This window comes from Baaleninema sp., assembly GCF_049974805.1.
Classification (GTDB): domain Bacteria; phylum Cyanobacteriota; class Cyanobacteriia; order Cyanobacteriales; family Geitlerinemataceae; genus Baaleninema.
The window spans coordinates 1-11,999 of the sequence record NZ_JBNGCO010000037.1 but is presented as its reverse complement, the minus strand read 5'-3'; the positions used below and the strand labels follow the sequence as shown (position 1 = coordinate 11,999).

The window sequence follows — 11,999 nt, the reverse complement described above, 5'->3', positions numbered from 1 at the left end:
CAGCGAACTGCTCGGCAGTGAAGACAGTGTCCAGTTAACAGTATCTCCCCTTCTCCCCCTCCCCCCATCTTCCCTACAATCTGACCGGAGCGCAACTCAATGACCCAACGGATCGCCCATCGCGTCGTTCTCAAAAACGGTATCGTTGTCGTGGCTGTCGAGAACAAGACCGCCGATATTATGACAGCCCGTATGTTCGTGAAAGCGGGCAGTCGTTGCGAACGTCCCGATCGCGCTGGGGTCTCCCACCTGTTAGCGGCGGTGATGACCAAAGGCACCGACGGCCTGTCCTCGATGGAAATTGCCGAACAGGTGGAGTCGGTGGGGGCGAGTTTGGGGGCTGAAACCACCAGCGATTATTTTCTGCTGAGTTTGAAAACCGTCTCGGCCGACTTTGAAGAAGTCTTGTCTCTAGCCGGACAACTGCTGCGATATCCTTCGTTTCCCGAAGCGGAAGTGGAACTCGAACAGCGGTTGACCTTACAGGCGATTCGATCGCAAAAGGAACAACCGTTTTCCATCGCCTTTTCGCGACTGCGAGAAGCTATGTACGGCGATCGACCCTACGCGCGATCGACCCTGGGAACGGAAGCCACCGTCGCCAGTTTGACGCGGGCGGATTTATTTCAGTTCCATCGCACCTACTTTCGTCCCGATAACCTCGTCATTAGCCTTTCGGGATGTTTGGACTTCGAGGAAGCGGTGGCACGGGTCGAGAAAACCTTCGGCGATTGGGAAATTCCCGACAATCCCATCCCGGCCTTAGATTTAGCCCCGATTACCTCCCGGCCGACGGTGACGGGATTGCCACAAGAAACCCAACAGTCGATCGTCATGCTGGGGTATCTCGTCCCCTCGGTACTGGCAAAGTCCGCAGAACGGGTGTCTTCGGAATACGCCGCGTTGAAACTGCTCAACACCTATTTGGGTAACGGCTTGTCGAGTCGTTTGTTCGTGGAACTGCGGGAAAAACGGGGGTTAGCTTACGACGTTTCCGCGTTTTACCCCACGCGCATCGATACCTCTCAATTCGTGGTGTATATGGGGACGGCACCTCAAAATACTGTGGTGGCGGTCGAAGGGTTGCGCGTAGAAGTGGAACGGCTAACGGCGTTACTGCTGACGGCGGACGAATTGCAAACGGCGAAAAACAAACTGCTGGGACAGTACGCTCTCGGCAAACAAACCAATTCCCAAATCGCGCAAGTTTTGGGGTGGTACGAAACCATCGGCTTGGGCATCGAGTTTGACGAAGCGTTTCCCGAGGCGATCGCTAACGTGACGGCGGAAACGGCGCGTCGCGTCGCCAGTCGATACTTTATCGAACCGTATATTTCCGTGGTCGGCCCGGCAACGGCGATTGGCGGCATTTTACCTTCAACGGTTTGTTGAGGGGATTTGGAAATCCCGTCTATCGCTTCACCACCCCCCAAGCCTTCGGCTATGGGCGGAGTACTGCGACGGATCTTGGTAGGGGCGAACACCGTTCGTCCTGTCAAGATCCGGTTTTCGATAAACTCAATCCTGCGTTTTCTTCACTAACTTCACGAATTCCTGCAACGCCGTTTCGTACTCCTCTCCCGCAATTTCCTGTAAGTTGTTGTGTCCGGAATTCTCCACCCAATACTTCTGTTTCGGTTCGTTCGCCGCTTCAAACAGCCGTTCTCCATGCCAAAACGGAACCACTTCGTCTGCGGTTCCGTGAATTACCAACACTGGACAGTAAACGTTGGGAATTTTCGCGAGGTTGTTAAATTTGTCAAAAGGAACGATGCGGAGTCGCGTCACGACGCGGAAGGTGGTGACGAAGGTACCTTCGACGATGAGTCCGGCGATGGCTTCTCGCGACGCTAGATCGATCGACGGACCGCCGCCGAGCGATCGACCGTAGAGGATAATGTGACTCGGGGGAACCTGTAGCGTTTGCGTGAGATAGCGGTAAGCGGCGTTGATACTCAGGTAAGTGTTCTGTTCGGAAGGTTTACCGTCGCTGGTCCCATAGCCTTGATAGTCGTAGGCGAAGACGGCAAATCCCAAGCTTTGCAGTTCGATGAGAACCGGAAGAATCAGTCCCAAGTCTTCGGCGTTCCCGTGGCTGTAGAGGATGGTGTAACGAGCCTCTTCGTTCGGCAGGTAAATCGCTGAAAGTTCCCGGCCGTCGCCGATGGGAACTTTGACGATGGCCTCGCTGTCGCGATAGCTGGCTTCGGGAGGCAGGAAGATGGAGCGATCGCTACCGAAGTAGGCATACAAACACAGACAAACGTAAACGAACAGCAGAGAGCGGAGCATTCGCAGTCCCAAACGCATTGATTGATACAGAGGCAAAGTCGGCTTTTGGGGGAATCGCCATGTCAATGCTACAGCAAGGGGGGAAGCCTCGGACGGTCGATCGCTCCCCGAAATCACGCCGTCTCCGAGTTCGGCGATCGCCTCGACGGTTGGACTGACGCGAGATCGTCCGACTCGAACGTTCGGGTTTCTCGCGTTTTATGGCTTGCTTGAAAATACGCAATTGTTTTTTAGTATATCCGTATATTCACAGAATAAAACGAGCGGATTTTAAGCGATCGAATTTTATCGTAGACTCGATTTTCAGTATTTTTGCTTAAGTAGAATATTTTCGTTTGAAATAGCGATCGATATCTTTAAACTTCGAGTATTTTTTTTTACAAAACCTTCATCAAATCGCGGCCAAAAGTTCATATACTAAAGTCAAAGGGTGTTTTTAAAGATAGAAAAAATAGAGGAATTCGTCATGTCGATTGAAAAAATTACACGCATTTCAGCCATTGCAGTCGGAACCGTCGCGGCCATGTCCGTTCTCTCCCCAGCCGCGAGAGCTGGTAGCCTGTGGACTTATCAGGCAGACAGCTTCACCGACAAATCGGGTGATGACTCCATGGAAGTCTTTGGCATGGCCTATCGTGACGATGGGGATACTGTCACCTTCGCCCTCAACGGTGGAATGGCTTTGGGCGGGTCTTATCAGAATTTCAGCCAAGTCAAAGACAACTATATTAATTGGGGCGATCTCTTCATCAACCTCAATCCCACTCAAAGCCTAAATCAGTCGTTCCAAACTGGAGAAGTCATCGGCATCCGCTTTGACGGCACCAACGATTCTGGTATTGATGGAGATGTCAACACCTACTCCTCGACTCCTGGCGAAACGGGCGTTTATATGGGCGTGACTGGGAAATCCGTCGCAGGTGCCAACTACGGATATTCGAGTTTGTCGTCTTGGGAAAATAGCGTCACTGGCGAAAGCTACGGCGATGCCAGCCTCGATAAAAACTACTTTGGAGACAGCAACGCCAAAAACGTCATCAGCAGCTACAACGAACGGTTGGGCAATGTCAATTTGATTGCTGACACCAGCAGTTTGGATCTCGATTGGACGGGGAATATCGGAGACGAAGGAGAACACACCATCGCCTTTAGCTTCGATCGATCCCTCCTCGGACAAGAACAAACCGAATGGATTGCCAGTGCCTTCCTCGAATGCTTCAACGACGGCGTGGGAATGCGAGGAACCTTTGCCGCCGTTCCCGACGAACCCGGCGACGTGGCGGACGTTCCCGAACCGTCGATGTTGATGGCGCTCGGTTTGATGGGATTGGCAGGTGTGAAATCTCGCCGCCAGAAAGCCGCATAAGTCTTTGGTCTCTCTACGGGTTTTTGTGATTTTTTGTCAAGGGTTAATCCTCGATCGCCTGGACGTTGCGTCCGGGTGATTTTTTTTTCAATTTATTCAACGATCGGCGACGCAAAGGGAAACTCGGTTTCCAGGTTCCAACGTCGTCCGTCGTGTTTCAACAGCGTCAGATGGGGAACGAGGAACTCGTACTCGATCGATCTTTCTTTCACCTCCTCCCACAGCCGTTTGAACTGAGAGCGTTTGAGATCCCGAAAAGCAATGGTGATGTGGGGACGAAAAGGACGGTTGCGGGTTCTATCGTCGTTTAACGCAAACGATTCCAAATGCAAGGCGAGAGCGGGTTGCAACGCCATCAATTCCGGCGTGTGGACGACATTCACGAACACCACTCGCGGCGGAAACGCCGCAAATCCCGACAGCTTCATAGGAATCGGCGGATAACTGTCCGCAAACGCCGCCAACTGGCGTTTCACCTCGGACATTTCCGATTCCATACGTTTGAACGGCGGTTGTAACGTCACGTGAGGAGGCGATTTCAACGCCGCTTTACTTTTATAGGTATCGCGGACGTATTCCTTGAGTTGGGTAATCTCCCGTCGAACAGCCAATGGCGGAAGCAACGCGATAAAGTAGAGACTGAGTTTTTCAGATTCGGGATTTAACTGTCGTTCCATGCCTTGGTTTGCCAAAATCGAAACGGGTATCGTTGAAAAGTCTACGTTCGATCGCTACGTTCGGCCGCATATTGAATACGTCAAAGATTTAATCGCCAACGGTCACAACGCCAAAAGCGGCTACTGGGGATGTCGCGGCGGCGGGATGTTGCTGTTTGAGGCGGAGTCGATGGAGGAAGCGAAGGCGATCGTGGAACGAGACCCCCTCGTCGTCAATAAGTGCGTGACTTACGATCTTTATGAATGGTGCGTGGTGGTCGAACCCTCGGGAGATGAGGGCATGAGGGGATGATGAGATGATGAGATGATGAGATGAGGGGATTTCAGATGGTTTCATCATCTTCCCATCCCTCTTCGTTTCGTATCTTCACCAGTATCGATCGAACCGGACGCCATCGTGTTATACTAACTGTAGACCCGGACTCATGCGATTACGACGCCCAAACCTTGTCAGGACCGGAAGGTAGCAGCAATACGGGATGCTCGTAATAGGCGTGAAATCCGGGTCGCCTTTTTTCAGTGGTAGGGTGCGTGACTTGAAAAATCGGGTGTGAATCGTTAGACCGATCGATCGTCACGCACCGACTCATCACCCCGATCGTACCCTCACCCCATCATCACCTCATCACCTCATCCCCAAACCTCCCCGGAAGCGAGTTCGGTAAGTTACGCTGTAGGGTAGGGATACATCGCGGAGGTGAATATGGCTGGATTTGGAGATTTGGTTCAAAAAGCGTTTTATCTCGGCGTAGGATTGGCATCCTACGCAGGCGAACAAGCCAACGAACTTCGGGTGAAGGCTCAGAAGTTGGCTGACGAAATGGTGGAACGCGGCGAAATGAACGCGGAAGAGGCGCGTCGCTTCGTGGAAGATATTATGAAGCAGGGACAGCAAGCGCAGAAATCCCAGGATACTTCCGACACGTCGAAGGAACCGCGTCGCATCGAAATTTTAGATGAAGAGGAAGAGGTGGAACCGACAAGACCTGAATCCGCCTCCGATCGCTCTGGAGTAGATGACTTACATCAGCAAGTTCGGGACCTCGAGGAGGAACTACGACGGCTGAAGCGAGATGGATAAGTTGAGTTCGATAGGTTATGGAAGATTGGACGACTGAATTTTGGAAAGCGATCGATCGCGCCTGTGATGACTTTGACGCTTGGGTAGACGAGGCGAACCAGGAATTCGAGAAACAAGTCGATCGCTGGTTTGCAACCTCTGAGGCCATTTCTGAGGAGTTGTACGAAGCCGTTTCACAGGTGGTTCCCCTTGAGGAAATGAGTCGGGAGATCGATCGAACTTTGGAAGATTGGTTCCGCGTCTGGTTCGAGATCGATGGAGATTTTGAGTTAGATTGGGATTTGGAGGGATTCGACGAAGACAGCGAGCCGTTTGTCTCCGTTACCTACTTTCGACCCACTTCGACGTTCCATCCAGCCTGTCGCGGCTGTCAACACTATCACGGCCAGATGTACGGCGAAAACCTGTTCGTGTGCGGGATGCACCCTTACGGCTGGGATGGTGAAAGTTGTCCGGATTGGGAAGGACAAGGAACGTCACCTCCTCGAGGCGACCGTTACTGACAGCCAGTCAGTTCGCCTTGCAAGCATTTCGTGGTACAACTCGAAGATATATCCTCGAGTTGTTGGGGATTGTTTTCGAGAGTGGGGTCGGCTTGCAGTTGTGTCGATAAGCAGTGGTTCACCGCTTGTTGGCGTTGGCGTTCGACACGGGAAACCCACAGCCACAACCCCAATCCCATCGCTACAAACAGCAATAGGAACAACCAGTAGGGAAAAGGAGGATTTTTTTGAATCGTCTTCATCGTGGTCTAAGGACAAGTTCGTGAAAAGAACAGCAAAATGGGGGTAGAGACCCGATCGACAACGCACCGTCTTGGTTCTCGATAGCGAGATAACACTGAACTCCGCCCGACTTAGATTTTTGTTTTACCGTAAGAACACGGAATGCCGTTCGGGGAGTTTGCGGAAATCCGAGGGAATGGTTTATGTGGTTTTACGCAAATAGATGAGGAAGCCCTCGGAAAATTGCGAAAAACCAAGGTTTTAACTTTCCCATTATACGCAACAAAAAAACGAACGGCCAGGGTCGATCGCCCAAAACGTAAAAAAAGACTTAAGAGGGGAGTCGGCCAAAACGGGGTTTGTGGTTCAAACTAAGTGAAGAAGACTCAAAGAACCACTGCCAGAACCAACGATCGAAATACGATGACACAGATCGCCGCCAACTATTCCGTCGCTTGGATTCATCAAATTGCTGAAATTCCCAAAGCCGCTTGGGACCCCCTCGCTCAACCCTTGACGACGCCGTTTTTCGAGTGGGATTGGTTGCACGACTTGGAATCTTCGGGAAGTGCGACGGGTAAAGCGGGGTGGATGCCCTGTCACCTCACGGTTTGGCGCGATCGCACTCTGGTGGCGGCGGCCCCGTTGTATTTGAAAAATCACAGTTACGGCGAGTTCGTCTTTGACCATCAATTTGCCGATCTCGCTTATCGTTTGGGAATTGAATACTATCCGAAACTGCTGGGGATGAGTCCGTTTACTCCAGCTGAAGGCTATCGCTTTCTCATGGCCCCCAACGAAGATGAAGACGCGCTGATTGAGTTGATGTTGGCGGAGATCGATCGCTTTTGCGATCGAAACAACATCAGCGGCTGTCACTTCCTCTACGTCGATCCTACCTGGATTCACCGCCTGCAACGCTACGGTTGCACCCCTTGGCTCCATCACAGCTACATTTGGAGCAACAACAGTTTTAACAGCTTCGACGACTATCTCAAATCCTTCAACGCCAACCAGCGTCGCAACATCAAACGGGAACGCAAGGCGATGGCGAAAGCGGGGTTGGAACTCAAAGCCTTAACGGGAGACGAGATTCCTCACGCTCTCTTCCCCCTGATGTACCGTTTTTACGAAAATACCTGCGATAAGTTCGGCTGGTGGGGAAGTAAGTATCTCACAAAACGCTTTTTCGAGCAGCTTTACCACAACTATCGCCATCGCGTGTTGTTTATCGCCGCTTACGGGGAGGACGACGACCATCGCCACCCCCGGGGAATGTCGTTTTGTTTGACGAAAGGCGATCGACTCTACGGACGTTATTGGGGAAGTCGCGACGATATCGACTGCTTGCACTTCAACGTCTGTTATTACAGTCCCATTGAATGGGCGATCGATCGGGGAATCGGACGCTTCGATCCCGGAGCCGGGGGACGCCACAAGAAACGTCGGGGATTTCCCGCCACGCCCAACACCAGCCTACATCGGTTTTACAATCAACGGCTCTCGAAAATCCTCGTTCCCTATCTTCAGGAAGTCAACGAGATGGAACAGCAGGAAATCGAAGCGATTAACGCGGATTTACCCTTCGCACAACCGTCCATTTGAGGAACAGTTTTGATGAGAAGGCGGTGGGTTTGGCTCGGAATTTCCATGCTCTTGGCCATATCCTGGGGAGGATGTGGCAACGATTCGACGAAGGAACCCATGACGAAGGAACAGATGGTGACGCCCAGCCGCGAAACGCTGAAAATTATGCCCTTGGGAGATTCCATTACGGAAGGGTATAACGTTCCGGGGGGATATCGCATCGATTTGTGGCAGCATTTGCGCGATCGCGGCTACCTTGTCGATTTTGTGGGAACGCAAGCCAACGGTCCCGAGGAACTCCCCGATAAAGACCATCAGGGACATTCGGGATGGCGCATCGACGAACTGCATCGCGGCGTGTCTCGTTGGGTGAGTCAAACGCAGCCGGATTGGGTGTTGCTCCTCATCGGTACTAACGATATGGTTCAGGGGTACGCTGTGGAACAGGCGCCGACGCGACTCGAGGGGTTGCTCGAGGAGGTTTGGAAGGCGGCTCCCCAGGCGCAAATCTTTGTCAGTTCCATTCCTCCCATCGACCAGCCGATGTTAAACGCTCGGGTGCAGGTTTACAATCAGTCGATCGCCGAAATGGTGGCTCGACGCCGGGAACGGGGCGATCGCATTGCATTCGTGGATGTTTACAGCCAACTCACCGTCGAGGATTTGGCCGACGGGATTCACCCCAATCGCGAGGGACACCGGAAAATTGCCCGGACGTGGAATCGAGCGTTAGACGCAGCGTTGAGCGATCGCTGAATTAACGCCTATTACCATAAAATACCGATAGTGTCAATACAAACCGTTCGCGAGGGCTAGATTTCGTCTCGAAGTATGCCGACGCTCACCTTAACAGATAGAGCGCAGGACTTTCCGCCGAAAGAGTTAACTGACCAAAAAATCATCAGCACTCATCTGACTCGGATCGACTCCCGGTAGAACGGCCAGCAGTTGCGTCGTCGGGCGGTGGATAATCTGCGTCGTCGGCGTCACGCCGTCTGCGAGAGTTCCCCAGACGAAATCGAGATCCTCAAAACCGATACCACTGGGCAACGCAATCACATCTTCAGCATCATTGTAAAGAATCAAATCGTCAGTATCTCCCCGCAAAACATAAAGATCCGCCCCCTCCCCACCGACGAGAGTATCCCGACCGAGATCGCCGATGAGAACGTCATCCCCGCCGTTTGGGAGAGGAACGTCCGCATCGGAAATCAGCAAATCGTTATCGCGACCGCCGAATAACGTATCGCGGCCTTCCCCGCCCAATACGGTATCGTTGCCCATATTGCCGTTAAGGAGATCGTCGCCTCGATTGTCCGCCACGATATCATTACCGCGACCTCCTAAAACAATGTCGTTCCCATCTTCGGGGGTGGTGACTCCACCGCCCCAAACCGTATTTTCGGTTCCGTCAATGCCATCGGGAGTCATATCGCCCCCCACCACGACATCGTTACCCGTATTGCCATATAGGGTATCGTTGCCCGGACCGCCATTAATCGAATCGTCTCCCGCAAATCCGGCAACCGCATCGTTTCCCGCCAAACTAAAAATTTGTTCCCCTGTCTCGCTGCCGAGAAGAACGTCGTCGTTGGGGGTCGGTTCCAGGGACACGGGCGGTTCTGACCCGGTAGGGATTGATTGAATTAGAACGGAAACGTCATCAGACCACTGTTGAGCCGTCACGAGGTCGGTGTAGCCGTCGTGGTTGAAATCCCCCGCTGCGACGGAGGTGGGGCCGTTTGCCACGTCCACGGCAGTGGCTGCGCCGAAACTCCCCGTTCCGTCGCCCAAAAATATCGATACCGTATCGTCCGTTCCCTGTTCGAGTTCGTTCCTCGATACGTCCTTCGCCGTCGCCGCTAAATCCAGAATGCCATCGCCGTTAAAATCTCCCGTCGCGACATCGGAGAGTCCCAGCGTAAAGGGATTGTCAGCGTTGAACGACTTGGCGGGATTTAGGTTATCGGTGCCGTTACCGAGTAACACGGAAAGGCTTCCGGGACGAGTGGCGGCGTTGGCTAAGGCCACATCGGGATTGCCGTCTCGATTGAAATCCTCAGTCACGACAGCACTGGCACCTGCGTCTAGGCCGAGAGGAAAATCGGTTTCCGGGGTGAAATTGCCGGTGCCGTCACCGAAAAACAGGGATACCGTATCGCTGGAGAAAGCAGGGAGGCTGTTGGCCGTCACGAGGTCGGCGTTTCCGTCGCGGTTGATGTCTGTCGCGATGGCGTCTTCAACGTAGCCGTTGGCGGAAACGCTGGTTGCGGAAAACTGTCCGGCACCGTTTCCGAGTAACACGAGTACGTCGTCGTAATCGATGGCGTCTCCGGCAATGATGAGATCGAGGTTTCCGTCCTGGTTGACCTGTCCCGCACTGATGGAGTTGGGGTTGAAAATGGGATCGACAAAGGAGGAACGACTGGCGATGTCGAAGTTGTTGAGGGCTAAGGGGGTAGTACTGTTAAAGTTTCCCGTTCCGTCTCCCCACAAGATCGATAAACTTCCGGCGTGGTTGGCGATGGCTAAATCCTGGCGCGTGTCGTTGTTGAAATCCCCCGCAACCATCGCTCTCGGTTGGTATCCAACGAGGGGAGGCGGTTCGGTGCTGACGGGAAAGTTGACCGCCGAACCGAAGTTTCCCGTTCCATCTCCGAGTAATACGGATATGTTATCGGTTTGTTCGTTGGCGGTGGCGATATCGAGATGGCTGTCGTTGTTGAAATCAGCGACGACAACGGATTGAGGTGAACTTCCGGTGATGGGGTAGTCAGTTCGAGTGAATTCGACAGACATTTTATCGTCTCCTGTTTCTTGCTTGTTGGGGGTGTATCTCACAACTGTTTTTCGCCAGAAATCCGACATCTCTAAGAGACGGGACACCCCAAACGGAGGATCTCGGAGATACGGGGTTTCTTAGAGTCTGTATTTCAGCAAGGCCAAAGATACATACAACGCGATCGACCTCCATATTGCCAAGGGAGCTTTGATAACGGGAGCATCTCAAAGTTGTCCAAATAGACTTTTTGAGAAACTGGGCATCTTGGATATCTCAGGTTTTGGATTTCCGAGTGTTTGAAGATAGCCGGTTTCCGTAATTTTACAGAATTGATATGCTTGACAATACTTGAAAGGTTCGCAACTCATGTCCTAGGGCGATAGACTGGCACTAACCCTTAAAATTCGATCGCTTTTTTACACTTTTTTACAACCTCGTTCGCCATAAATTCAGTAAAATTACGCAAAAAAATATCAAGCAAATCTTACTTAATTTGACTCAAGGTTCGAGTCAAAAATGATGAGAATTGCTGAATTTAAGGCTATTCTTATTGTATGTCGATCGAAAAAAATCAAAGGCTAAACGCGCAAAAAATTTATTTTTTTATAGGTTTCTATAAGAAAATTTAAGTTAGACCGGAGGTCAATACTATAAAATTGATTCCATTGAAAAAGAAAAAGAGGCGGCAGTTGCGTCGCCAACAGGAATCGGCGGCGACGCAGTTTTAAGGTGGAAACCCTCGAGACACCTAGCAGAGAATAACAACAGCCAGAGGTGACGGAACCCAAAGGTTTCGGACAAGCCAAACGGAAAGGTCGATCGCAACTTTGCCGTCAATCTCTCGGGAAAGGCGAATTACTGTGACGTCGAACTTCCCCGAACGCAGGCGTCCATAATGGAGGTAATTTCCGCTGGTGGTTCGCCGCCTTCCCCTACAGTTCGATCGAGTCGAATAAACTCTTCAAAGGAGAATTCCTCTTGAATGCGATCGATGGCGCACTGACAGACGGGTTGGCGAGACTCGTCGCCAGCGGTGCAGCTTTGGATAAAATTATCGATCGCTTGCTGGGGATAGGCCGAACCGGTTGTTTCCTGAGAAATTTGAGAATAACAGGCGGCGGTAATATCGAGCATTTCCTCGGGAAGTGCTTCTCCCCCCTCTACCCGTTGGCTAATTTCCCGATATTCCTCGAAGGAATAGTCTTGCTGAATGCGATCGATGGCGCATTCACAGAGTTCTCGCGCGTATTCCAACTCGCCAGCATCGCTCATACAACCGTTCATAAAACCGTCGATGGCAGACTGAGGATAACCCGACTCCGTTGTTGTATCTCCACAGGCGGCGAGGACAGTCGTAACAAACCCCAGTCCGATCGCGATCGCCTGACGTTGGAAGTGTTGCATTGTTCGTGTTAGTTAGGTCGTGTTCGCTAGTTGACACTCCCCGGCCTAAAGGCGCGGGGATTCTCAGTTCGCTGGGTGCCCACTG

Annotated in this window: 12 protein-coding genes and 1 other RNA gene; 8 read left to right on the top strand and 5 right to left on the bottom strand. The window is 52.1% G+C overall.

Going from position 1 to position 11,999, the window contains the following annotated elements:
* The first annotated feature begins 99 nt into the window (after positions 1 to 99).
* Positions 100 to 1,392, top strand: a complete 1,293-nt coding sequence (locus ACP5D4_RS09440; protein ID WP_428011374.1) for a M16 family metallopeptidase — start codon at positions 100 to 102, stop codon at positions 1,390 to 1,392.
* Positions 1,393 to 1,518: 126 nt separating this feature from the next.
* Here ACP5D4_RS09440 and ACP5D4_RS09435 read toward each other — a convergent pair whose 3' ends face one another.
* A complete protein-coding gene (locus ACP5D4_RS09435) occupies positions 1,519 to 2,292 on the bottom strand; it encodes an alpha/beta hydrolase (RefSeq protein WP_428011373.1) in 774 nt (257 codons plus the stop codon).
* A gap of 466 nt (positions 2,293 to 2,758) precedes the next feature.
* Here ACP5D4_RS09435 and ACP5D4_RS09430 point away from each other — a divergent pair, with 466 nt between their 5' ends.
* Positions 2,759 to 3,658 (top strand): PEP-CTERM sorting domain-containing protein, encoded by a 900-nt coding sequence (locus tag ACP5D4_RS09430; RefSeq protein ID WP_428011372.1) that lies wholly within the window; start codon positions 2,759 to 2,761, stop codon positions 3,656 to 3,658.
* 92 nt (positions 3,659 to 3,750) lie between these two features.
* On the opposite strand, the gene ACP5D4_RS09425 is transcribed toward ACP5D4_RS09430, so the two are convergent.
* Positions 3,751 to 4,335, bottom strand: coding sequence for a 2'-5' RNA ligase family protein (locus ACP5D4_RS09425; protein WP_428011371.1), 585 nt, complete (start codon positions 4,333 to 4,335; stop codon positions 3,751 to 3,753).
* Here ACP5D4_RS09425 and ACP5D4_RS09420 point away from each other — a divergent pair.
* From ACP5D4_RS09420 to ACP5D4_RS09405, 4 genes are all read left to right on the top strand, one after another.
* Positions 4,334 to 4,627 carry a YciI family protein gene (locus tag ACP5D4_RS09420; protein WP_428011370.1) on the top strand — a complete coding sequence of 98 codons (294 nt, stop codon included), beginning with the start codon at positions 4,334 to 4,336 and terminating at the stop codon, positions 4,625 to 4,627. The two genes, ACP5D4_RS09425 and ACP5D4_RS09420, sit on opposite strands and share 2 nt — an antisense overlap.
* Before the next feature lie 122 nt (positions 4,628 to 4,749).
* An RNA gene (gene ffs, locus ACP5D4_RS09415) (signal recognition particle sRNA small type) lies at positions 4,750 to 4,846 on the top strand.
* A gap of 192 nt (positions 4,847 to 5,038) precedes the next feature.
* Positions 5,039 to 5,416 (top strand): phasin family protein, encoded by a 378-nt coding sequence (locus ACP5D4_RS09410; protein WP_428011369.1) that lies wholly within the window; start codon positions 5,039 to 5,041, stop codon positions 5,414 to 5,416.
* Positions 5,417 to 5,433: 17 nt separating this feature from the next.
* Positions 5,434 to 5,919, top strand: coding sequence for a hypothetical protein (locus tag ACP5D4_RS09405; RefSeq protein ID WP_428011368.1), 486 nt, complete (start codon positions 5,434 to 5,436; stop codon positions 5,917 to 5,919).
* On the opposite strand, the gene ACP5D4_RS09400 is transcribed toward ACP5D4_RS09405, so the two are convergent.
* Positions 5,913 to 6,161, bottom strand: coding sequence for a hypothetical protein (locus tag ACP5D4_RS09400; protein WP_428011367.1), 249 nt, complete (start codon positions 6,159 to 6,161; stop codon positions 5,913 to 5,915). The two genes, ACP5D4_RS09405 and ACP5D4_RS09400, sit on opposite strands and share 7 nt — an antisense overlap.
* 403 nt (positions 6,162 to 6,564) lie before the next feature.
* On the opposite strand from ACP5D4_RS09400, the gene ACP5D4_RS09395 reads away from it, so the two are divergent.
* Positions 6,565 to 7,746, top strand: coding sequence for a GNAT family N-acetyltransferase (locus ACP5D4_RS09395; protein ID WP_428011366.1), 1,182 nt, complete (start codon positions 6,565 to 6,567; stop codon positions 7,744 to 7,746).
* A 12-nt stretch (positions 7,747 to 7,758) separates the two neighbouring features.
* Positions 7,759 to 8,484 (top strand): SGNH/GDSL hydrolase family protein, encoded by a 726-nt coding sequence (locus ACP5D4_RS09390; protein ID WP_428011365.1) that lies wholly within the window; start codon positions 7,759 to 7,761, stop codon positions 8,482 to 8,484.
* 126 nt (positions 8,485 to 8,610) lie between these two features.
* Here the strand turns inward: ACP5D4_RS09390 and ACP5D4_RS09385 are convergent, their stop codons facing one another.
* Together ACP5D4_RS09385 and ACP5D4_RS09380 are read right to left on the bottom strand one after the other, a co-directional pair.
* Positions 8,611 to 10,527 (bottom strand): FG-GAP-like repeat-containing protein, encoded by a 1,917-nt coding sequence (locus ACP5D4_RS09385; RefSeq protein ID WP_428011364.1) that lies wholly within the window; start codon positions 10,525 to 10,527, stop codon positions 8,611 to 8,613.
* An 838-nt stretch (positions 10,528 to 11,365) separates the two neighbouring features.
* Positions 11,366 to 11,914: a hypothetical protein gene (locus tag ACP5D4_RS09380; protein WP_428011363.1), complete on the bottom strand. Its 549-nt coding sequence runs from the start codon at positions 11,912 to 11,914 to the stop codon at positions 11,366 to 11,368.
* Between the last annotated feature and the right edge of the window lie 85 nt (positions 11,915 to 11,999).

Bases quoted from the DNA above. Each gene is read 5' to 3' on its own strand.
- ACP5D4_RS09400 (WP_428011367.1), bottom strand. From the start codon at position 6,161: ATGAAGACGATTCAAAAAAATCCTCCTTTTCCCTACTGGTTGTTCCTA.
- ACP5D4_RS09410 (WP_428011369.1), top strand. From the start codon at position 5,039: ATGGCTGGATTTGGAGATTTGGTTCAAAAAGCGTTTTATCTCGGCGTA.
- ACP5D4_RS09430 (WP_428011372.1), top strand. From the start codon at position 2,759: ATGTCGATTGAAAAAATTACACGCATTTCAGCCATTGCAGTCGGAACC.
- ACP5D4_RS09390 (WP_428011365.1), top strand. From the start codon at position 7,759: ATGAGAAGGCGGTGGGTTTGGCTCGGAATTTCCATGCTCTTGGCCATA.
- ACP5D4_RS09420 (WP_428011370.1), top strand. From the start codon at position 4,334: ATGCCTTGGTTTGCCAAAATCGAAACGGGTATCGTTGAAAAGTCTACG.
- ACP5D4_RS09380 (WP_428011363.1), bottom strand. From the start codon at position 11,914: ATGCAACACTTCCAACGTCAGGCGATCGCGATCGGACTGGGGTTTGTT.
- ACP5D4_RS09405 (WP_428011368.1), top strand. From the start codon at position 5,434: ATGGAAGATTGGACGACTGAATTTTGGAAAGCGATCGATCGCGCCTGT.
- ACP5D4_RS09395 (WP_428011366.1), top strand. From the start codon at position 6,565: ATGACACAGATCGCCGCCAACTATTCCGTCGCTTGGATTCATCAAATT.
- ACP5D4_RS09385 (WP_428011364.1), bottom strand. From the start codon at position 10,527: ATGTCTGTCGAATTCACTCGAACTGACTACCCCATCACCGGAAGTTCA.
- ACP5D4_RS09425 (WP_428011371.1), bottom strand. From the start codon at position 4,335: ATGGAACGACAGTTAAATCCCGAATCTGAAAAACTCAGTCTCTACTTT.
- ACP5D4_RS09440 (WP_428011374.1), top strand. From the start codon at position 100: ATGACCCAACGGATCGCCCATCGCGTCGTTCTCAAAAACGGTATCGTT.
- ACP5D4_RS09435 (WP_428011373.1), bottom strand. From the start codon at position 2,292: ATGCTCCGCTCTCTGCTGTTCGTTTACGTTTGTCTGTGTTTGTATGCC.